The following is a 21,863-nucleotide window of genomic DNA, read 5'->3' on the forward strand; positions in this document are numbered from 1 at the left end:
GGGCCGGGGTAGGAACGCGGCTCGAAAGGGAGCGCGTGCGTAGAGGGGTGAAGCGGATTTGGCTGGCGGCGCTCGCCGGTACGGCATTCGTGCCGGGGCTTGCGCATGCGCAGATCTCCGATCCGAAGCCGGGCCAGGGCGCGCCGCCCTCCGGCCCCGCGCCTGCGCCTTCGGCAAGCCCGACGCCTGCGCCGACTCCCGGGCAGGGCGGTGTGGTCGTCGTCGCGCCGGTGGACGAGAGCCCGATCGTGCCCGATGCCGATTTCGAGGCGGCGATGCCCAAGATCGAGGGCGATATCAACGCGCCCCTGGAAGCGATGCCCTCGCCGACCGGGGGAGAGGCCAAGCCGGTGCCGACGACGCAGGGTCAGGCTACCCAGCAGATCCAGCAGCAGGCCGAGGAGACGTTCGCGGCGGCGCCGGCCGAGGATCCCGAATTCGCGAAGCCGCTGCCGCCGCTTGCCGAGTTCAAGGTCGAGCCCGCGCCCGAGGACAAGGTCGCCGACAAGAAGTCGGTGACGATCCGCTATGTGACGCGCGAGGAAGGGCTGTCGGCGGTCGGGCTCGAGGGGCTGTTCGAGGACCTGTCGGCGCTGGAGAATGGCGGCGGGCGAGCGGCGAACACCGCGATGGTCGCGGCGCGGGCGCGCGAGGACGAAAGGCTGGCGATAAGGCTGCTCAATTCGCGCGGCTATTATGACGCGACCGCGCTCTCGACGATCGACCAGAACCCGAAGACCCCGGGCACCGTGACCGCGACGATCAGCGTGACGCCGGGGCCGCTCTACCGGCTGGGCGACGTGAAGGTGCAGAGCGACCCGACCATGCCGCCGGGGCTGCTGCTGCGCGAGCTGAACCTCAATCCGGGCGATCCGATCGAGGCGGAGCGCGTGCAGGGCGCCGAGGCCAATGTGGCGCTGCGGCTGCCGCAGCAGGGCTATCCCTTCGTTAAGGTCGGGCAGCGCGACATCCTGCTCGATGAGGAAAGCCATATCGGCGACTATGTGCTGCCGGTGTCGCTGGGGCCGCGGGCGGTGTTCGGCGACATCCGCACCGAAGTGGGCACCGGCACGCTGGCCGAGCAGGCCGAGCGGCGGGCGCAGCGCGGGGACGGCAGCGGGGCGAATACGGAGCGGCGGCAGCGGCGCCAGCGCCGGGCGCGCAAGGTGGTGTTCGACACGAAGCACATCGAGGTGTTGCGCCGCTACAAGCCGGGCGACCTGTACGACGTGCGCGCGGTGGACGATTTGCGCGAGGCGATGATCGCGACCAGCCTGTTCTCCACCGTCTCGGTCGAGCCGGTGCGGACCGACAAGGCGGGACCGGACGGGACCGAAGTGGTCGACCTGCTGGTGCGCCAGAATCCGGGCCCGGCGCGGACGCTGGCGGCGGAGCTGGGCTATTCGACCGGGCAGGGCATCCGCCTGACCGGCAGCTGGACGCACCGCAACCTGTTCCCGCCCGAAGGCGCGCTGATCGTCGCGGGCGTGCTCGGCACGCAGGAACAGGGGCTGACCACCACCTTCCGCCGCTCCAACGCCGGGCAGCGTGACAGGACCTTCCAGATCGCCGCGCAGCTCAACCACCAGGATTATGACGCGTATGAGAGCTACACCGGCACGCTCTCGTTCCGCTATTCGCGCGACTCCACGCCGATCTGGCAGAAGCGCTGGACCTATTATTACGGCGCCGAGCTGGTCGGCTCGAACGAGGATCGCTGGAACTACAACAGCAACCAGCGCGACCGCGGCACCTGGCTGATCGCCGCCGCGCCGTTGTTCCTGGGCTATGACAGCTCCGACAATCTGCTGAACCCGACACGCGGCTTCCGGATCAAGGGCAATGCCAGCCCCGAGACCTCGGTGCGCGGCGCGGCGAGGCCCTATGCGCGGTTCATGCTCGAGGGCACCTACTACCAGCCGGTATCGACCAACATCGTGGTCGCCGGGCGGGCACGCGTCGGCTCGATCGTGGGCATCGCGCGCGACGACCTGCCGCCCTCGCGGCGCTATTATGCCGGCGGTGGCGGATCGGTGCGCGGCTTCGGCTACCAGGAGCTCGGCCCGCGATCGCCCGACGGCAAGCCGGTGGGCGGGCGGAGCTTCAACGAGTTCGCGATCGAGGCGCGGTACCGCTTCGGCAATTACGGCATCGTGCCGTTCATCGATGCCGGCCAGGTCTATGAGGGCATCTACCCGACGGGGCAGAACATCCGCTTCGGCGCGGGCATCGGCGGGCGGCTCTACACCAATTTCGGCCCGATCCGAGTCGACGTTGCGACGCCGATCAAGCGCAAGCCGGGTGAATCCAAGATCTCGCTCTACATCTCGATCGGGCAGGCCTTTTGATGGCCGAGGAAACGCCCGAGGCCGTGACGCCGGCTGAACCGGAAGTGGTGGTGGTGAAGCGGCCGTTGTGGCAGCGCGTGGTAAAATGGACGGGCATCGCTCTCGCCGGGCTGGCGCTTGCGGTGGGCGCGCTCGTGCTGGGGATCAATACCCAGCCCGGCCGGCGCTTCGTTGCCGACCAGATCGCCGGGCTGACGCTGGGATCGGGGCTCAATTTCAGGATCGGGCGGATCGACGGATCGCTGTATGGCGCGATGATCCTGCGCGACGTGCAGGTGCGCGACACCAAGGGTGTCTTCGCTACGACCCGCGAGATCCGGATGGACTGGCGGCCCTTCGCCTATCTCAATAACCGCGTGGATATCCGCAGCCTTACCAGCCCCGAGGTGAAGCTGCTGCGCATGCCGGCGCTCAAGGCTTCGGGCGACCCCAACGCGCCGCTGCTGCCCGACCTCAACATCGATATCGGCCGGCTCGACGTGGCTCGGATCGACATCGCCAAGGAAGTGGATGGCCGGGCGCGCTATCTCGGGCGGCTGGCCGGCAAGGCGCATTTGGCAGATGGCCGCGCGCAGCTGGTGCTCGACGGCGCAACGCTGACCGGGCCGAGCATCGCGGGCGGCGACAAGCTGGCGCTCACCCTCGACGCGACGCCGGACAAGAACCGGTTCGACATCGACCTGAAGCTCGATGCGCCGGCCAAGGGGCTGGTTGCCGGGCTGGCCGGCCTGGAGGCGCCGCTGGCGCTTGCGGTGCAGGGCAAGGGCGACTGGGCGCGCTGGCAGGGCAAGGCGCTGGGTACTCTCGGCGGCGCGCAGCTCGCCAATCTCGACCTGATTGCGACCAATGGCCGCTTCCAGCTGCGCGGGCCGCTGCATCCGGGCGTGTGGCTCAAGGGGCCGGTCGAGCGGCTGGCCTCACCGCAGCTCGATCTCGATCTTGACGCCAAATGGGCCGACCGCGTGGCGGACGGCGTGGTCAAGCTCCACTCCGGTGCGCTGTCGGTGGAGGCCAAGGGCAAGATCGACCTGGGCAACAACCAGTTCGACGATCTCAAGGTGGACGCGATCCTGCTCAAGGCCGGGGCGATCGCGCCGAACCTGGTCGGGCGGTCGGTTCGTGCGTCGCTGGCGCTGGACGGGGCGTTCAACCGGCCGGTGGTCGACTACAAGCTGAGCGCGGGCGCGATCGGCTTCGGCGAGACGGTGGCCGAGCAGCTCTATGCCGAGGGCCGGGCGCAGGTGGACGCAAACCGCATCCTCGTGCCGGTGCGGGCGCGGGCGAAGCGGGTCTCCGGGCTGAATGCCGCGGCGGGCGGGCTGGTGACCAACCTGACGGTGAACGGCGACCTGGCGATCTCGGGCCAGCAGGTGCTTTCCGACAATCTGCGCATCCGATCGGAAAAGATCGATGCGACCGCGATCATCGCCGCCGATATCGGCAAGGGGCGCTATACCGGCGCGCTCAAGGGGCGGGTGAACGACTATCAGATCGACGGGGTCGGTATCGTCGATCTGAAGACCGACGCGGAACTCTATGCCGCGCCGGGCGGCGGCTGGGGCATCAAGGGCCATATCGCCGGCAATTCGCGCAAGATCTTCAACGATGGCGCGCGCGAGTTCCTGGGCGGCAATGCAGTGGCTTCGGCGCGGCTGATGCTCGATCCCAAGGGCGTGATCAGCATCAGCGACGTCAAGATGAAGGCGCCGAAGTTCCGCGTGCTGCGCGGATCGGGGCGCTATGACCCGGCGGGGCCGATCCTGATCAACGCCGATGCGGTTTCCGACGACTATGGACCGCTGACCGCGCGGGTGACCGGTACCCTGAACGCGCCGGTGGTGCTGTTGAAGGCGGCCAAGCCGGGGCTGGGCATCGGGCTCGCCAATCTCGAGGCGCAGGTGCGCGGGCGCGGCAACGCCTGGGCGGTGCTGGCCAAGGGCGATACCGATTACGGGCCGTTCAACGCCGATGTGCTGGTGCGCACCGGCAACCGGCTGGCGATCGACGTCAATTCGGGCCGCTTCGCCGGCATGGATATCACCGGCAAGATCGCGCAGACCGCGGCCGGGCCGTTCGAGGGCGAGCTGGCGTTCAACGGATCGGGTGTGGTCGGGCGCGCGGCGCTTTCGGCGCAGGGCAAGCTGCAGCGGGCGGACGTGAAGGCGACGGCCTCGAACGCCAAGATACCGGGCCAAGCGGGGCTGACGATCGGGCGCGCGCTGATCGACGCCAATATCGTGCTGGCCGATACGCCGGAGATCAACGCCGATGTGCAGCTGGCGAACCTGCGCCAGGGCAATTTCGTGCTCAAGACCGGGCGGGCCAAGATCGCCTATGCCGGCGGCAACGGCACCGCGCAGCTCTTCGCCAATGGTTCGACCGGCGTGCCGTTCCAGATCGCCGCGAACGCGAAGCTGGCGCCGGACAACTGGCTGGTGGCGGTGCAGGGGCAGGGCAGCGGGATCGGCTTCAGGACGGCCCAGCCGGCGCGGATCGAGCGGCGCGACGGCGTCTATCACCTGCTGCCGACCAAGCTGGATTTCGACAAGGGCAGCGCGCGCATCGCCGGCAGCTATGGCAAGGGCATGGTGCTGCAGGCGCGGCTCGACAGTCTCGACATTTCGGTGGTCAATGCCTTCGTTCCCGATCTCGGTATCGGTGGCACCGCGACCGGCAGCCTGGATTTCGCCCAGGCTTCGCCCGAGGCTTTTCCGAGCGCCGATGCGCGGCTGGAGATCAGCGACTTCACCCGGGCGAGCCTGGCCAGCGTGTCGACGCCGGTGAATGTCAGCTTCGTCGGCAAGCTGCTGCCCAATGGCGGCGACGCGCGGGCGCTGATCCGCCGGGGCAACACGACGATCGGCCGCGTGATCGCGACGCTGAGCCCGCTCGGGCCCGACGCGGGCAGTTGGACCGAGCGGATGTTCGCCGCGCCGCTCTCGGGTGGCATCCGGTATAACGGGCCGGCGGCAGTGCCTTTCTCGCTGGCGGGGCTTTCGGGCCAGCAGCTCGACGGGCCGATCGGGATCGCGGCGGACTTCTCGGGCAAGGTCGAGGCGCCGCAGCTTGCCGGTGTCGTGCGGGCCAGCAACCTCACCTACGAGAACGAGAATTTCGGCACCCGGCTTACGGGCATGCAGATCGACGGCACCTTCTCGAACGACGAGTTCCTCCTCAATTCGCTGACCGCCAGGGCCGGTGAGGGGACGGTGAAGGCGCAGGGCAAGGTGAGCCTGTCTTCGGCGAACGGCTATCCGATCGCGATCACCGCCGATCTCGACAATGCCCGGCTGGCGCGCAGCGATGCGCTTGGCGCGACCGCGACGGGCAGGATCACGATCACCAAAAACCCGCAGGTCTCGCGGATCGACGGACGGCTGACCGTGCCCGAGGCGCATTACCAGATCATCCGCCAGGGCGCCGCGGAAGTGCCCGAGCTGACCGGCGTGCGCCGCAAGAACCCCAATGGACAGGAGGATACGCCGGCACAGGTGATCCGCCGCTCCTTCGGCGATTTCGACCTCAACCTGCGTATCAACGCCGACAACCGGCTGTTCGTGAACGGCATGGGGCTGGAGAGCGAGTGGCGCGCGCAGGTGACCGTGCGCGGGACGACGCTGGCGCCCGATGTGCGCGGCACGATGGAGATCGTGCGCGGCACCTACAGCTTCGCCAGCCGGCGCTTCGACATCAGCCGCGGCACGATCCGTTTCCAGGGATCGACGCTGACCAACCCGTCGGTCGATATCCAGGCGAGCACGACGGCGGAGGGGATCACGGCGATCCTCACCGTATCCGGCACCGCGCAGCAGCCGCAGATCGCGTTCAGCTCGACGCCGACGCTGCCGCAGGAGGAAGTGCTGGCGCGGCTGTTCTTCGGGACGAACGTGACGAACCTGTCGGCGACCGAGGCAATCCAGCTGGCGGCGGCGCTCCAGTCGTTGAGCAGCACCGGCGGCGGGCTCAATCCGCTGGGGCAGCTCAAATCGGCCACGGGCATCGACCGGCTGCGCATCCTGGGCGCCGATGACGTGACCGGACGCGGCATGGCACTGGCGGCGGGCAAGTACCTGACCGACGACATCTATGTGGAGATCATCACCGATGCGCGGGGCTTCACCGCCACGCAGCTCGAGATCTCGCTTAGCCGCACGCTGAGCCTGCTCTCGCAGGCCGGATCGTTCGGCGGATCGAGCGTCAGCCTCAAATATTCGCGGGATTATTGAGCCTGCCGGTTTCTCTGCTTACAGTGATGTAAACAGAAGGTCGGGAGAGGACATGGCCGAGCATTTCGACGTGGTGATCGTGGGCGCCGGTATCTCCGGCGTCGGCGCGGCCTGGCACCTGCAGAAGAACAGCCCGGACCGCAGTTATGTCGTGCTCGAAGGGCGCGAACGGCTGGGCGGGACCTGGGACCTGTTCCGCTATCCGGGCATCCGATCGGACTCGGACATGTTCACGCTCGGCTTCTCCTTCCGGCCCTGGACGGAGAGCAAGGCGATCGCCGACGGCCCCTCGATCCTCAACTATCTCGACGAGGCCGTGAAGGACTACGGGATCGACGAGCATATCCGCTATTCGACGCGGGTGACCGGGGCGAGCTGGTCGAGCGCCGATGCGCTGTGGACGGTCACCGCCGAGCGGGGCGGGGAAGCGGTGACTTTCACCTGCGCCTTCCTGTTCCTGTGCACCGGCTATTATAATTACGCACGAGGCTACACGCCCGACTTTGCCGGGGTGGCGGACTTCAAGGGGCGGGTGGTCCATCCGCAATTCTGGACCGAGGATATCGATTACAAGGACAAGCGCGTCGTCGTGATCGGCAGCGGCGCGACCGCGGTGACCCTGGTGCCCGAGCTGGCGAAACAGGCGGCGCATGTGACGATGCTGCAGCGCTCGCCGACCTATATCGTCTCGCGGCCCTCGCAGGATGCGGTGGCGAACTGGATGCGCAGCTGGATGCCGGCGAAGACCGCCTATGGCATCACGCGGTGGAAGAATGTGCTGCTCCAGCAATTCTTCTACGGGCTGGCACGCAAGAACCCGGACAAAGCCAAGGAGCGGATCGTCCAGATGGTCCAGGACGAGCTGGGACCGGACTATGACGTGGGGACGCACTTCACCCCGCGCTACAATCCCTGGGACCAGCGCGTCTGCCTGGTCCCCGACGCGGACCTGTTCGCGTCGATCAAGAGCGGCAAGGCCGAGGTGGTGACCGACACGATCGATCACTTCACGGCGGACGGGCTCAAGCTCGGCTCGGGCAAGGAGATCGCGGCCGACCTTGTGGTGACCGCGACGGGGCTGGAGATCCAGCTGTTCAGCGGGATGCCGATCAGCGTGGACGGCAAGGCCTTCGATCCGGGCAAGGCGATGACCTACAAGGGCATGATGTTCGCGGACGTGCCCAATTTCGCGATCTCGTTCGGCTATACCAATGCGAGCTGGACGCTGAAGAGCGACCTGACCGCCAACTATGTGACGCGGCTGCTCAATGCGATGAAGAAGCGGGGCATGCGCCAGGTGACCCCGCGGATCGCCGCGCCGGTGGAGGAAGTGCCGTTCCTCGACTTCACCTCGGGCTATGTCCAGCGCGCCAACGCCAAGCTCCCGCGCCAGGGCTCGCGCAAGCCGTGGCGGCTGAACCAGAATTATGCGCGGGACGTGATGGCGCTCAAGTTCGGCGGGATCGACCAGGAGATGGAGTTTTCCAATCCGGTGGGGAAGGTCGGGAAGGCGGCTTAGAGCAACGCCTTCGCAGCCGCGACGCCAGTGTTGTACGCCCCGTGCGCGGTCGAGAATTCCCCGTCCGAGGTCGCTTCGCCGGCGAAGCGGATGCGCGGGTCGGCGCCGGCGCGCAGCACCGCGCGGGCGGCGTGCTGGCCTGGTCGGGCATGGCTGTAGCCGCCCAGGACATAGGTCTCGCGGCCCCAGGCCGAGCCGGCGACGAACCGGAGCTTCCTGCGCCAGTCGCTGCCGAGCAGGTGGACCAGCTCGCCGATCGCGAAATCGGCGGCGCCGTTCAGCCCTTCCTTCTCCATCGCCCGCGCGCCTTCGCCGCCGAGCATGCACTCGACCAGCGGGCGGCCCAGCGGCTTGAGCGTGTAGGTGCCGGTGAGCGCGCTGCGCGGATTGCCGAGGAGATGGGCGTTGTCATCGACATCGCCCGCGTCGTCCAGCGTGAAGAACAGCTTGTCGGCCAGGCCGAGCGGGAGCTGGGCGGCGGCGTGGAGGATCGCGTCATGACCGGGCAGGCGGATCGCACCGCTGGCGAGGACGTTGCTCGAGACGGTAATGATCGCGGAATTGGCGGTGATGCTCCCGCGCGGCGTCTCGATGCGGAGCTGCTTGCCCGAAGTGTCGATCGCGGTGACCGGGGTGCCGAGCACTACCGGCAGCCAGGCAGCGTGCGAGGAGACCAGCGCGCCATAGCCCTGCTCGACGCGCCAGTTCACGTCGATCGATTCGTCTTCATAGGCCTGCCAGTCGATCGCCGACATCTCGCGCATGGGGGCGCCGTTGATATAGCCTGAGAGCGCGTCGAGCGCGGGGTTCCATTCGCCGTCGGGCGGCAGCAGGTCGGCGGCGCAGTCGCTGGGGGGTGGGGTGCGCATCGCCTCCATGAAGGCTTCGAAGGCGTGCCACAGCGCCTGCTGCTCGGCCTTGCTCGCGCCGAGTTCGCGCCATTGCTCGCCCCAGCGGGCCGGGGCGCGATAGACGGTGAAGCCGCGCGCCTCGGCGATGCCGACCCAGGGGTTCTTGGGGGCCGAATGGAGCCAGCCCGCGCCCATGTCGATCGGCATGCCGGCGATATGGACGGTATGGGCGCGGCCGCCGAGCCGGTCCTGCGCCTCGAGCAGTAGTGCGTCCCTGCCGGCATCGGCGAGGGTGCGCAGCGCGCCGACGCCCGCCGCACCGCCGCCGATAACGACGATGTCGGCGCTGTCCTTCATGCCGCCGGCCGGCTCTTGAGCAGGGCCGAGCGCAGGCATTCGCATACCAGCTCGCCGCGCTGGTTGAGCATGCGGTGCTGCCAGGTGACGATGCCCTGGCCGGGGCGCGACTTGCTGGGGCGGAGCTCGATCACTTCGCTCTCGGCGCGCAGCGTGTCGCCGATGAAGACGGGCTTGGGCATGCGCAACTGGTCATAGCCGAGATTGGCGACCAGCGTGCCGGCGGTGGTGTCGCCCACGGTGATGCCGACCATCAGGCTGAACGTGAAGGTCCCGTTGACGAGGATCTGGCCGAACTCGCTCGCCTTCGCCGCCTCGGCATCGAGATGGAGCGGCTGGGTGTTGTGGGTCATCGTCGAGAACAGGAGGTTGTCGGTCTCCGTCACCGTGCGGCGGAGTTCGTGGGCGACGGTGTCGCCGACCTGCCATTCGTCGAAATACCTGCCTGCCATTCGATCCGCTTTCTTCTTCGTCATGCTGAACTTGTTTCAGCATCCAAGGCACCGCAAGCGGTATCGCCCGTGGAAGGTTTTCAGGGTGACGGTTGGGGTTATTCCGCCTTCTCGACCTTTACCAGCAGCGTGCCTTCGCTCACCTGCATGCCTTGCGTCACGTCAAGTTCGGTAACGATACCGTCGAACGGGGCGGCGAGGCCATGCTCCATCTTCATCGCCTCCAGCGTGACGAGGCGCTGGCCCTTGGTAACCGGATCGCCCGCCGCGACTTCGACAGACGTCACGCGGCCCGGCATCGGGGCGAGGATCGCGCCGTCGCCAGCCGAGGCACTGTCCTGGGCGACATTCGACGACGGCCAGGTGAAGCGATGCGCTGCCAGGCCATCCTCCGCCTGCACCCAGACAGCGTCCCTTTCGATGTCATAATGGTCAGGCTCGAGCGGTCCGGTCGCATCCAGGTCGATGTCCATTGTCTGCCCATCGACCGCGAGCCTGACGGTATGATTGGCGGCAGCGTTCAGCCGGAAGCCGAACAGCGGATTCCAGGACGTCGAAGCGGACGCCACCCATTCGCGGCCGCCGTCGCTCGAAAGAACGGGCTGCTCGGCAAGCCGCTTGTCCGGATGGGCCAGCAGCAGCAATGCCCCGGCCGAGAGAATGCGCGCGTCCGGCACCTCCCGTTCCACCAGGCTGTCGAGCCTGCGCTCGATCAGGCCGGTATCGACGTTGCCCGTAGCGAATTCGTGCGTTGCCAGCAGCTTGGCCATGAACTCCGCATTGGTGTGCACCGGCTGGATGCGAACCTCGCGACACGCATCGTATAGCCGCACGCGCGCTTCCTCGCGGTCGCTCCCGTGCACGACGAGCTTGGCGATCATCGGATCGTAGAAGGAACTGACCGCGCCGCCGCCGATCACGCCGGTCTCGATGCGGATGCCGTAGGGCAGCGCGAACGTATCGAGCTGTCCGATGCTCGGCAGGAAGCCCTTGGCCGGGTCCTCCGCATATAGTCGCGCTTCCATGGCATGGCCGTTGATCGACAATTCGTACTGCTGGAGCGGAAGTGGCTCGCCGCTCGCAACACGGAGCTGCCATTCCACCAGGTCGACGCCCGTGATCTCCTCGGTCACCGGATGCTCGACCTGGAGACGCGTGTTCATCTCCATGAACCAGATGCGATCCGGATCGAGATGACCCGATCCATCGGCAATGAACTCGATCGTGCCGGCGCCGACATAGTCGACCGCCTTGGCCGCGCGGACTGCGGCGGAGCAGACGGCGGCGCGGGTGAACTCGGTCATGCCCGGCGCGGGGGCTTCCTCGATCACCTTCTGGTGGCGGCGCTGGAGCGAGCAGTCGCGCTCGAACAGGTGGACCACATTGCCGTGCGTGTCGCCGAACACCTGCACTTCGATATGGCGCGGCGAGAGGATGTACTTCTCGAGCAGCACCCGATCGTCGCCGAACGAGCTGGCGGCCTCGCGCTTGCAGGAAGCGAGGGCGTCGAGGAAATCCCCCGCAGCCTCGACCAGCCGCATGCCCTTGCCGCCGCCGCCGGCCACGGCCTTGATGAGGACGGGATAGCCGATCGCGTCCGCCTCTGCCTGGAGCCGCTCGGGAGACTGGTCCTCGCCGAGATAGCCCGGGGTAACGGGCACGCCGGCGGCGATCATCCGCGCCTTGGCGGCATCCTTCAGGCCCATGGCGCGGATGCTGTCAGGCTTCGGCCCGACCCAGACGAGCCCGGCGGCGATCACCGCTTCGGCGAAATCTGCATTCTCCGAGAGGAAGCCATAGCCGGGGTGGATCGCCTCTGCCCCAGTCGCCTTGGCAGCTGCGATGATCTTCTCGCCGACCAGATAGCTCTCGCGGGCAGGCGAGGGGCCGATATGCACGGCTTCATCGGCCTGGCGAACATGGAGCGCCTTCGCGTCGGCGTCGGAGAAGACCGCGACGGTGCGGATGCCCATCGCACGCGCGGTGCGGATGATGCGGCAGGCGATCTCGCCGCGATTGGCGATGAGCAGGGACTGGATCACGGGTGACGCTCCGGGAAGCCGTGGCGGGTGGCGAGGGCGGCGAGCAGCGCCTCGATGTCGTTGGCGAAGCCGGCGCTTCCGTCTTCCTCGTCCCAGACCAGGGCCGGTAGGTTCTGGTTGTCCTCGCCGATCGCTTCGACCACCGCGGCGCGCGGGCGCGGCCAGGCGACGCGGACGACGTCGATATTCTTCGCGCGCTCGGGGAAGGTGGCGAGCAGGCCCTCCACGATCATGCATTCCTTGCAGTAGAAATGCCGCTCGCCGCCATGGGCTGGGTCCGCCCAGTCGGGATCGAGCAGGAAGAGCGTGTCGCGGCTCATTGCGCGGTGCAACCGGTGGTGCGCTGCGACCAGGTGACGTTGAGCACCTTCCAGCTGCCATTCTCGCGAAGCAGGTCGAAATGGTTGATGCCGCAATGATGCGCCTTGCCGTCGATCAGGAAGACATAGGGCGCCCAGACCATGGCGATGTCGCCATCGACTTCGATCGCGGGAGTGGAGATGCGCTCCTCGAGCTTTTCCGGCCCCGGCTTGATGCCGCCGGCGAAATCGGCCCAGCTGAGGTGGCGGATCACGCGGCTGCCGTCGGGCTTCTCGACCGCGACGGTGGCGCCGCCTTCGGGGCGCGTCTGGGCGAGGATCGCGGCGCCGTCATGCGCGGCGAGCCCGGCGAACATCGCGTTGATCGGGGCGAGCACCGCGGCGGCTTCGGCGTCCTCATAGGGGAGCGGATTGGCCGGGGGGAGCTTGGGCGTGGGGGTGGTCTGCGCCAGCGCGGGGAGCGGAGCGAGGAGGAGGGCGGCTGCGACAACAAGCTTCATAGCGGACCTTTCAATTCCTCCCCGAGCTAGTCTCGGGGAGGGGGACCATGCGAAGCATGGTGGAGGGGCAGGTGCGATGTTCAAGGATCATGCGCCGAAGGGGAGCAAACAGGCCGTGCAGCGAGCGCGGGCACGGCGTCGCGAGATGAGTCTGCCTGAGGGGTTGTTGTGGCGGGAACTGCGCAAGGGACCAGCCGGGCTCAAGTTTCGACATGAACATGCGACAGGCGCGTTCAGTCTCGACTTCTATTGCAGCGATGCGCGGCTTGCGATCGAGGTGGATGGCGACGCGCATGGGTTTGGCGAGCGGCCGATGCGGGACGCGCGACGGGACGCCTGGTTGGCCGGTTGCGGGATCGCGACGTTGCGGATTCCCGCGTTCGAGGTGTTGCGTGACCTGGATGCTGTCTTGCGGGGGATCGTTGCGGAAGCGCTTGCGCGCTTGCCCCACCACCACCCGGCTGCGCCGGGCGGTCCCCCTCCCCGAGACAAGCTCGGGGAGGAATGATGAAGGGAATCCCTCCGCCATCACATCCGGAACACGCCGAACGCGGGCCGTTCCGAGATCGGCGCGTTGAGCGTTGCCGCCAGCGCGATGCCGAGGACGTCGCGGGTCTGGGCCGGGTCGATGATGCCGTCGTCCCATAGCCGTGCGGTGGCGTGCCACGGATTGCCTTCGTCCTCGTAGCGCTGGCGGATCGGGGCCTTGAAGGCTTCGGTCTCCTCTGGCGTCCATTTGTCGGCGTCGCGGTGGACGGTGGCGAGTACCGAAGCGGCCTGCTCGCCGCCCATCACCGAGATGCGGCTGTTGGGCCAGGTGAACAGGAAACGGGGCGAATAGGCGCGGCCGCACATGCCGTAATTGCCGGCGCCGAAGCTGCCGCCGATCAGCACTGTGATCTTGGGCACCGTTGCGGTGGCGACGGCGGTGACCAGTTTTGCGCCATGTTTTGCAATGCCTTCTGCCTCATACTTGCCGCCGACCATGAAGCCGGAGATGTTCTGGAGGAAGAGCAGGGGGATGCGGCGCTGGCAGCACAGCTCGATGAAATGCGCGCCCTTCTGCGCGCTCTCGCTGAACAGCACGCCGTTGTTGGCGATGATGCCGACCGGCATGCCCCAGATATGCGCGAAGCCGCAGACCAGCGAGCTGCCGTAGAGCGCCTTGAACTCGTGGAACTCGCTATTGTCGGTGATCCGGGCGATCACCTCATGCACGTCGTATGGCGCGCGGACATCCTCGGGGATGATGCCGTACAGTTCTTCCGGTGCGTATTTGGGCGCGCGGGGATCGAGCAGGGCGAGGTCCGGGGTGCGATCGGCGGGGAGGTGGCTGACGATGTCGCGGACGATGGTCAGCGCATGCTCGTCATTCTCGGCGAGATGATCGACCACGCCCGACTTGCGCGCGTGCAGGTCGCCGCCGCCGAGATCCTCTGCGGAGATGACTTCGCCGGTGGCGGCCTTCACCAGCGGCGGCCCGGCGAGGAAGATCGTGCCCTGCTCGCGGACGATCACCGTCTCGTCGGACATGGCGGGGACGTATGCGCCGCCGGCGGTGCAGCTGCCCATCACGCAGGCGATCTGGGGGATGCCCTTGGCCGACATGTTCGCTTGGTTGAAGAAGATGCGGCCGAAATGCTCGCGATCGGGGAAGACCTCGGCCTGGTGGGGCAGGTTGGCGCCGCCCGAATCGACCAGGTAGATGCAGGGCAGACGGTTCTGCTCGGCGATCTCCTGGGCGCGGAGATGCTTCTTCACCGTCATCGGATAATAGGTGCCGCCCTTCACCGTGGCGTCGTTGCAGACGATCATCACGGTGCGGCCCGAGACGCGGCCGACACCGGCGATCATGCCGGCGCCGGGGACCTCACCTTCATACATGTCGCACGCGGCGAGCTGGCCGATCTCGAGGAACGGCGCGCCCGGATCGAGCAGCCGCTCGACGCGTTCGCGGGGCAGCAGCTTGCCGCGACTGGTGTGACGGGTGCGCGAAGCCTCGCTGCCGCCGAGCGCCGCCTGGGCGACATCGGCGCGCAGCTGATCGATCAGCGCGCGGTTATGCGCGGCACGGGCGCGGAACTCCGCGCTGTCCGCCGCAACCCTCGAATCGAGCACCGGGGCGCTCATAGATAGGGCATCCTTCCTGTCCTAGTTTTCTTCTCCCTACACCGGTGAGACTGGCATGGGAAGGTGCTGGCGCAAAGGGAAACGCAGGAGTAGCACCCCTGCCATACAGCAATACAGGAGAGTCGCCTTGAAGACCTATGGACTCCTCGTCGCGGCATTGCTCGCGACCACCGCATGCACGCCCTCGGGCAACGGTGCGGGCACCAGCGTTTCGGCCGGCACCGGCGTCGGCGTCGATCTGGCCGGGCTCGACAAGCAGGTGAAGCCGGGCGACGATTTCGAGGAATATGCCAATGGCGGCTGGCGCGCGAAGACCGAGATCCCGGCCGACCGCACCGCGACCGGCATGTTCCTCGACGTGTTCAACAAGGCCGAGGCGAACAACAAGGCGATCATCGACGCCGCGCTGAAGGCCAATGCCGCGGCGGGCACCGACACGCGGCGGATCGCCGACTGGTACAATGCCTATACCGATACCGGCGCGATCGAGGCGCGGGGGATCACGCCGCTCAAGCCGACCCTGGATGCGATCGCGGCGGTGAAGGACAAGAAGGCGCTGTCGGCGATGCTCGGCGGCAATGTCCGCGCCGATGTCGATCCGCTCAACGCGACCAATTTCCACACCGAGAATCTGTTCGGCCTGTGGGTGAGCCAGGCACTCGACAAGCCTGATGTGACGGTGCCGTACGTGCTGCAGGGCGGGCTGGGGCTTGAGGACCGCGACTATTATCTCTCGCAGACCGAGGAGATGAAGAAGGCGCGCGAGGGCTACAAGGCGTATCTGGTCAAGATCTTCACGCTTGCCGGCATGAGCGATCCGGCGGCGCGGGCCGGGCGGGTGTTCGACCTGGAGACCAAGATCGCCAACGCGCATACGGACCTGGTCGCCAGCCAGGACGTGAAGAAGGCCGACAATTGGTGGAAGAAGGCCGACTTTGCCGCCAAGGCACCGGGGATCGACTGGGACGGCTTCTGGGCCGCGGCGGGCCTCGGCTCGCAGCAGGAATTCATCGTCTGGCAGCCCGAGACCACGGTGAAGCTGGCCAAGCTGGTCGAGAGCGAGCCGGTCGAGGCGTGGCAGGACTGGCTGGCCTTCCACCAGATCAACCAGGTCACCTCGGTTTTGCCGAGCCGGTTCGACCAGGCGAGCTTCGACTTCTTCGCGAAGCAGCTGCGCGGCCAGCAGGCGATGCGCCCGCGCGACAAGCGCGCGATCGCGAGCGTGAACAACAATCTCGGCGACGCGGTTGGCCAGCTCTATGTGAAGGACTATTTCCCGGCCTCGTCCAAGGCCGACATCCAGAACATGGTGACCAACATCAAGGCGGCGTTCGACAAGCGCGTTGCCGGGCTCAGCTGGATGGACGAAGCGACCAAGGCCGAGGCGCGCAAGAAGATCGAGACGATGCGCGTCGGCGTCGGCTATCCCGAGACGTGGCGCAGCTATGGGTCGCTCGACGTGAAGGCGGACGATCCGGTCGGCAACCTGATCCGAGCGGACAAGGCCGAGACGGCGCACCAGCTCGCCAAGATCGGCAAGCCGGTCGACAAGGGCGAGTGGTGGATGACGCCGCAGACCGTCAACGCCGTGAACCTGCCACTGCAGAATGCGCTCAACTTCCCGGCGGCGATCCTGCAGGCGCCTTTCTATGACCCCAAGTCGGATGCGGCGGCGAACTATGGCTCGATCGGCGCGACGATCGGGCATGAGATCAGCCACAGCTTTGACAACACCGGATCGAGCTTCGACAGCGCCGGCAAGCTGCGCAACTGGTGGACGCCCGAGGACCTGAAGCATTTCGAGCAGGCGAGCGCGGCGCTGGCGGCGCAGTACAGCGCGTATGAGGTGCTGCCCGGGCTGTTTCTCAACGGCAAGCAGGTGCTGGCCGAGAACATCGCCGATGTGGCGGGGCTGACCGCGGCCTATGAGGCGTATCACGCTTCGCTAAAGGGCAAGGAAGCGCCGGTGATCAACGGGCTGACCGGCGACCAGCGCTTCTTCCTCGCCTTTGCCCAGAGCTGGCGCGAGAAGCAGCGCGACCAGGCGCTGCGGGCCGAAGTGGCGACGGATGCGCACGCACCGGGCCGCTGGCGCGCCTTCACCGTGCGCAATCTCGACGCATGGTATCCGGCGTTCAACGTGCAGCCGAACGACAAGCTGTATCTGGCGCCCGAGAAGCGCGTGAAGATCTGGTGATCGGTGCGACCTCCCCGGGGCGGCGCTCGGGGAGGTTCTACCGGCGCGGGCCTGGCAGCGCGATGCTTGCGATCAGCCCGCCGATCGCGATGACGAAGGCGGCGCCGACCAGCCAGGTCAGCAGGCCGATCGAGAAATTGCCGGGATTGCTGCTCGCCGGATCGTAGAGCTTTCCGAAGAAGCTGCCGTAAAGCATGCCGACCGCGACGCCCCAGCTCGCGGCGAAAAGGCTGCGCGTGGCGAAGGTCTGGCGGCGGACCAGGATCACCGCGGCGATCATCATCGCGCCCGCCAGCATGTCGTCCATCCAGAACACCGCCGGGCGGCCGGCACCCCAGGAGCGATAGCCTTCGCCCGCCATCAGCAGGATTGCGCCGATCAGCCCCAGGATGCGGAGCGCCTTCACGCGCCGATCAGCTCCCGCCCGATCAGCATGCGGCGGATCTCGTTGGTGCCCGCGCCGATGTCGAGCAGCTTGGCGTCGCGGGCGAAGCGCTCGACCGGCCAGTCCTTGGTGTAGCCGGCGCCGCCCAGCGCCTGGATCGCCTCGAGCGAGACCTTCACCGCGCTCTCGGATGCGAGCAGGATCGCGCCGGCGGCGTCGAAGCGGGTGGTCTTGCCCGCGTCGCAGCTCTTCGCCACGGCATAGACATAGGCGCGAGCCGAGTTGAGCGCGACGTACATGTCCGCCACCTTGGCCTGCATCAGCTGGAAATGGCCGATCGCCTGGCCGAACTGCTTGCGCTCGCGGATATAGGGCAACACCACGTCGAGACAGGCCTGCATGATGCCGAGCTGGATGCCCGAGAGCACGGTTCGCTCATAGTCGAGGCCCGACATCAGCACGCCGACGCCGCCGTTGAGCGGGCCCATGACGTTCTCTTCGGGCACTTCGCAATCGTTGAACACCAGCTCGGCGGTAGGCGAGCCGCGCATGCCCATCTTGTCGATCTTCTGGCCGATCGAGAAACCGGGCATGTCCTTCTCGATCAGGAAGGTGGTGATGCCCCGCGAGCCCTCGCCGGTCTTGGCATAGACCACCAGCGTGTCGGCATAGGCCGCATTGGTGATCCAGAACTTGGTGCCGTTGAGGACGTAGCCGTTGGCGGTCTTCTCGGCGCGCAGCTTCATCGAGACGACGTCCGAGCCGGCACCGGCCTCGGACATGGCGAGGCTGCCGACATGCTCGCCCGAGATCAGCTTGGGGAGATACTTGGCCTTCTGCTCCGGATTGGCCCAGCGGCGGATCTGGTTGATGCAGAGATTGGAGTGGGCGCCGTAGCTGAGGCCGATCGAGGCCGAGGCGCGGGCGATTTCTTCCTGCGCGATGACATGCTCGAGATAGCCGAGGCCGAGGCCGCCAAACTCTTCTTCGACGGTGATGCCGTGCAGGCCGAGCTCGCCCATGGCGGGCCAGAGTTCGTCGCGCGGGAACCAGTCCTCGGCATCGATCCTGGCGGCGAGCGGCTCGATCCGCTCCTTGGCGAAGCGCTGCGTCGTCTCGCGGATCATGTCCGCGGTTTCGCCCAGGCCGAAATCGAAATCGGGGGTCATGGCCACTCTCCAAATATGGTCAGTATTGCTGACTTATTATCGTCTCTAATCCCGCATTTCGCGAGCGCGCGCAAGGACGATCAGGCAGTGACGATCTTGCCGTCGATCACGGCCACTGGCCAGGGGCGGAGCCTGGCGCCGGTGCACGGTCCGCCCACGCAGACGCCGTCCTCGATCCGGTAGAGCGCGCCGTGCCAACTGCACTGGATATGGCTGCCATCGGGGGTGAGGTAGTCGTCGAGCTTGTTCGACAGCGGCAGCGCCATATGGGCGCAAAGGTCGAGATAGCCGCGCACGGTGTCGCCCTGGCGGACGACGAAGCCGTGGAAACGGCCGGCGCGCATCTCGAGCACGAAGTTGCGCGCCTTGCCTTCGGCGATGAGGTCGAGCGGGCCGAGGGTGACGTTGGGCGGAGTTTCGGTGAGGCGCTCACTCACTTCGGAAGCTGCGCCTTCGGAAAACCCTCCCACGCCGCGTCATAATCGGGCTGAGCGCGGTCGAGGGCGTAGCGGGTCGGTTTGTACGGCCAGCAGGTCTCGACCATGAACGCCATGGTGCCGGCGATCTTGTGCGGCTTGAGGTCGGCGTTGGTCGCGCCCTGCCAGCTGGTCACATCGGGGCCGTGGCCGGCCATCAGATTGTGCAGCGACAGGCCGCCGGGTGCGAAGCCTTCGGCCTTGGCGTCATAGGCACCGGTGATCAGGCCCATCGCCTCGCTCATGATGTTGCGGTGGAACCAGGGCGGGCGGAACGTATCTTCGGCGACCATCCAGCGCGGCGGGAAGATCACGAAGTCCGCATTGGCCCGGCCCGGCACGTCCGAGGGCGAGGTCAGCACCGTGAAGATCGAGGGGTCCGGGTGGTCGAAGCTCACCGTGTTCATCGTGTTGAACCGAGAGAGGTCATAGCGCCAGGGCGCGAGATTGCCGTGCCAGGCGACCACGTCGAGCGGGCTGTGGGGCAGGGTGGTGGTCCACAGGTGACCGAGATGCTTCTGGATCACTTCGAACGGCCCGTCGCGATCCTCGAACCAGGCCGCAGGCGTTTCGAAGTCGCGCGGATTGGCGAGGCCGTTCGCGCCGATCGGGCCGAGATCGGGCAGGCGGAACAGCGCGCCGTGATTCTCCGCGACATAGCCGGTGGCGCTGCCATCGGGCAGCAGCGCGCGGAAGCGCACGCCGCGCGGGACCAGGGCGACCTGGCCGGGAGCGATATCGATGCGGCCGAGCTCGGTGAGCAGGGTCAGGCGGCCGGCCTGCGGGATGAACAGGAGTTCCCCGTCGGCGTCGAAGAAGACGCGGGTCTCCATGTCCTTGTTGGCGGCATAGACATGGACCGCCACGCCTTCGAGATCAGCGGGATCGCGGTTGGCGAGCATGGTGACCATGCCATCGACCAGATCGGTGCCGGGGGGCGGTGCCTCGACCGGGTTCCAACGCAGGCGATTGGGGGGCAGGGGCTCGCCCAGCAGGTCGACGGCGAAATGGCGTGCGCCCTGATAGCGGGTGAAGGGCGGATGCTCGGCGGTGGGGCGCAGGCGATAGAGCCAGGACCGGCGGTTCTCATGGCGCGGCGCCGTGAACGCAGTACCCGAAAGCTGCTCGGCATAGAGGCCATAGGCAGGCTTTTGCGGACTGTTGCGCCCGACCGGCAGTGCGCCGGGGACTGCCTCGGTCGAAACATGGTTGCCGAAGCCGGGGAAATAGTCGGTCATCGCATCCTCTCCATGCCGGACTCTCTGTAGCGGCGCACATAAAGTGTCAAATGATACTATCTTGCGGAGGGCGAGCTTTAGGGGTGCGAACCTAAACTTTGTTGGGGGCCGTCGGGTTAATTCCTACTTCTTTAGTGGGTTTAATTCCGGAGTCGTAACCAATGGCCACCACCAGCGCAGCCGCACCGTCGCGGCGCCTACCGAGCTTCGGCGTGCAGGTCGCGATCGGCATGGTTGCGGGTCTCGCGCTGGGTCTTGCGGCGCGCTCGCTCGGCAGCGATGGCGAGACGGCCAATGGGCTGGCCCAGGCGCTGCAGACGATCGGGCAGATCTTCGTGCAGCTGCTCAAGGTGCTGGTGCCGCCTTTGGTGTTCACGGCGATCGTCGCGTCGATCGCGGCGCTGCGAGACCTGAACAATGCCGCGCGGCTGGTGGTGCGCACGCTGCTGTGGTTCGCGATCACGGCGGGCATCGCGGTGGCGATCGGCATCACGCTGGGGCTGGTGTTGCAGCCGGGGCATCATAGCGCGGTAGCGGCTGCGGCCGCTGCGGTGCCTTCGAGCACGGGCAGCTGGCTGGACTTCCTCAAGGGGCTGGTGCCGGCCAATTTCCTCGGCATCGCGGCCTCGACCAAGCTGAATGACGGCGGCGCCACCACCGGGCTCTCGTTCAACGTGCTGCAGATCATCGTGCTGGCCGTCGCGATCGGCGCGGCGGCGGTGAAGGCAGGCGAGGCGGGGCATCGCTTCCTCGACTTCAACGCTTCGGCGCTTTCCGTCTTCCGGTTGCTGCTGCGCTGGGTGATCCGGCTGACTCCGATCGGCACCGCCGCGCTGATCGGCGACGCGGTGGTCCGCTATGGCTGGGAGTCGCTGGCGGCGCTCGGCACCTATGCGGGCGCGGTCTATCTCGGTCTCGCCCTGGTGCTGCTGGTCGTCTATCCGGTGCTGCTCGCGGCGCATGGGCTGAGCCCGCTGCGCTTCTTCGCTTCGGCGTGGCCGGCGATCCAGCTCGGCTTCGTCTCGCGCTCCTCGGTCGGCACGCTGCCGGTGACCGAGGAGATCACCGAGCGTGCGCTGGGCGTGCCGCGGGCCTATGCCGCCTTCGCGGTGCCGCTGGGTGCTACGACCAAGATGGATGGCTGCGCGGCGATCTATCCGGCGATCTCGGCGATATTCGTCGCGCAATTCTACGGTATCCCGCTCGGGCTGGAGCATTATGCGCTGATCGCGATCGTATCGGTGCTGGGCTCGGCCGCGACCGCGGGGCTGACCGGCGCCACGGTGATGCTGACACTGACCCTGTCGACTTTGGGCCTGCCGCTGGACGGTGTCGGGCTGTTGCTGGCGATCGACCCGATCCTCGACATGGGCCGGACCGCGACCAATGTGGCGGGGCAGATGCTGGTGCCGGTGATCGTCGCCAAGCGCGAAGGGCTGCTCGACGAGGCGCGGTTCCGGGAAGGGGCCGGGGAAGAAATGCGGGGCGAGCCCGCCTTTGCCTGAAGGTTGTGGCCGGGGTGGAGCAGCGCGTTACGCTACAAGCGTCACTCCCCCCGGTCTCCCTCTCCAAACTTCCGTCCACCCTAACGCGGGTGGAATGAAATGGTTCACTCAGGCCGGCGCATTACGCTACGGAATGTGGCCGCGCAAT

At 67.2% G+C, this 21,863-nt stretch carries 16 protein-coding genes; 6 read left to right on the forward strand and 10 right to left on the reverse strand.

The genetic code is table 11. The features are described from left to right. Window positions 1-47: 47 nt before the first annotated feature. From HNP52_RS08745 to HNP52_RS08755, 3 genes are read left to right on the forward strand one after another with little or no spacing between them, the layout of a single operon-like run. Window positions 48-2,348, forward strand: a complete 2,301-nt coding sequence (locus HNP52_RS08745; RefSeq protein WP_311768429.1) for a BamA/TamA family outer membrane protein — start codon at window positions 48-50, stop codon at window positions 2,346-2,348. Then, complete coding sequence (locus HNP52_RS08750; protein WP_184165604.1) at window positions 2,348-6,574, forward strand: translocation/assembly module TamB domain-containing protein; 4,227 nt, start codon at window positions 2,348-2,350, stop codon at window positions 6,572-6,574. Before HNP52_RS08745 ends, HNP52_RS08750 begins: the two co-directional genes overlap by 1 nt. 52 nt (window positions 6,575-6,626) lie before the next feature. Beyond that, window positions 6,627-8,093: an NAD(P)/FAD-dependent oxidoreductase gene (locus tag HNP52_RS08755; protein WP_184165607.1), complete on the forward strand. Its 1,467-nt coding sequence runs from the start codon at window positions 6,627-6,629 to the stop codon at window positions 8,091-8,093. Here the strand turns inward: HNP52_RS08755 and HNP52_RS08760 are convergent. From HNP52_RS08760 to HNP52_RS08780, 5 genes are all read right to left on the reverse strand, one after another. Beyond that, window positions 8,090-9,301, reverse strand: a complete 1,212-nt coding sequence (locus HNP52_RS08760; protein WP_184165610.1) for an NAD(P)/FAD-dependent oxidoreductase — start codon at window positions 9,299-9,301, stop codon at window positions 8,090-8,092. The genes HNP52_RS08755 and HNP52_RS08760 overlap by 4 nt on opposite strands. After that, entirely contained in the window at window positions 9,298-9,753 is a 456-nt protein-coding gene (locus HNP52_RS08765) for a MaoC family dehydratase (RefSeq protein WP_184168256.1), read from the reverse strand. Before HNP52_RS08765 ends, HNP52_RS08760 begins: the two co-directional genes overlap by 4 nt. A gap of 98 nt (window positions 9,754-9,851) precedes the next feature. Beyond that, complete coding sequence (locus HNP52_RS08770; RefSeq protein WP_184165615.1) at window positions 9,852-11,795, reverse strand: acetyl/propionyl/methylcrotonyl-CoA carboxylase subunit alpha; 1,944 nt, start codon at window positions 11,793-11,795, stop codon at window positions 9,852-9,854. Then, the gene (locus tag HNP52_RS08775) at window positions 11,792-12,115 is read right to left on the reverse strand and encodes a DUF3088 family protein (RefSeq protein WP_184165618.1); all 324 of its coding nucleotides are present in this window, start codon (window positions 12,113-12,115) and stop codon (window positions 11,792-11,794) included. The genes HNP52_RS08770 and HNP52_RS08775 overlap by 4 nt, the downstream gene beginning before the upstream one ends. After that, window positions 12,112-12,615 carry a hypothetical protein gene (locus HNP52_RS08780; RefSeq protein ID WP_184165621.1) on the reverse strand — a complete coding sequence of 168 codons (504 nt, stop codon included), beginning with the start codon at window positions 12,613-12,615 and terminating at the stop codon, window positions 12,112-12,114. Before HNP52_RS08780 ends, HNP52_RS08775 begins: the two co-directional genes overlap by 4 nt. A gap of 76 nt (window positions 12,616-12,691) precedes the next feature. Here HNP52_RS08780 and HNP52_RS08785 point away from each other — a divergent pair, with 76 nt between their 5' ends. Next, window positions 12,692-13,123, forward strand: a complete 432-nt coding sequence (locus HNP52_RS08785) for an endonuclease domain-containing protein (RefSeq protein ID WP_184165624.1) — start codon at window positions 12,692-12,694, stop codon at window positions 13,121-13,123. A 20-nt stretch (window positions 13,124-13,143) separates the two neighbouring features. On the opposite strand, the gene HNP52_RS08790 is transcribed toward HNP52_RS08785, so the two are convergent. Next, window positions 13,144-14,745, reverse strand: a complete 1,602-nt coding sequence (locus HNP52_RS08790) for a carboxyl transferase domain-containing protein (RefSeq protein ID WP_184165627.1) — start codon at window positions 14,743-14,745, stop codon at window positions 13,144-13,146. 127 nt (window positions 14,746-14,872) lie between these two features. On the opposite strand from HNP52_RS08790, the gene HNP52_RS08795 reads away from it, so the two are divergent. After that, the gene (locus HNP52_RS08795; RefSeq protein ID WP_260396030.1) at window positions 14,873-16,942 is read left to right on the forward strand and encodes a M13 family metallopeptidase; all 2,070 of its coding nucleotides are present in this window, start codon (window positions 14,873-14,875) and stop codon (window positions 16,940-16,942) included. A 37-nt stretch (window positions 16,943-16,979) separates the two neighbouring features. On the opposite strand, the gene HNP52_RS08800 is transcribed toward HNP52_RS08795, so the two are convergent. The 4 genes from HNP52_RS08800 to hmgA form a co-directional block, all read right to left on the reverse strand. Beyond that, on the reverse strand, window positions 16,980-17,348 hold the full coding sequence (locus tag HNP52_RS08800) for a hypothetical protein (RefSeq protein WP_184165633.1): 369 nt from the start codon (window positions 17,346-17,348) through the stop codon (window positions 16,980-16,982). After that, on the reverse strand, window positions 17,345-18,496 hold the full coding sequence (locus tag HNP52_RS08805; RefSeq protein ID WP_184165635.1) for an isovaleryl-CoA dehydrogenase: 1,152 nt from the start codon (window positions 18,494-18,496) through the stop codon (window positions 17,345-17,347). The genes HNP52_RS08800 and HNP52_RS08805 overlap by 4 nt, the downstream gene beginning before the upstream one ends. A gap of 80 nt (window positions 18,497-18,576) precedes the next feature. Beyond that, a complete protein-coding gene (locus HNP52_RS08810; protein WP_311768430.1) occupies window positions 18,577-18,933 on the reverse strand; it encodes a Rieske (2Fe-2S) protein in 357 nt (118 codons plus the stop codon). Next, window positions 18,930-20,210: a homogentisate 1,2-dioxygenase gene (hmgA, locus tag HNP52_RS08815; protein WP_184165638.1), complete on the reverse strand. Its 1,281-nt coding sequence runs from the start codon at window positions 20,208-20,210 to the stop codon at window positions 18,930-18,932. The genes HNP52_RS08810 and hmgA overlap by 4 nt, the downstream gene beginning before the upstream one ends. Window positions 20,211-20,371: 161 nt before the next feature. Between hmgA and HNP52_RS08820 the strand changes: the two genes are divergently transcribed. Further along, window positions 20,372-21,715 carry a dicarboxylate/amino acid:cation symporter gene (locus HNP52_RS08820; RefSeq protein WP_184165641.1) on the forward strand — a complete coding sequence of 448 codons (1,344 nt, stop codon included), beginning with the start codon at window positions 20,372-20,374 and terminating at the stop codon, window positions 21,713-21,715. Window positions 21,716-21,863: the final 148 nt, after the last annotated feature.

It is taken from the genome of Sphingomonas kyeonggiensis (assembly GCF_014204495.1).
Lineage (GTDB): Bacteria > Pseudomonadota > Alphaproteobacteria > Sphingomonadales > Sphingomonadaceae > Sphingomonas > Sphingomonas kyeonggiensis_A.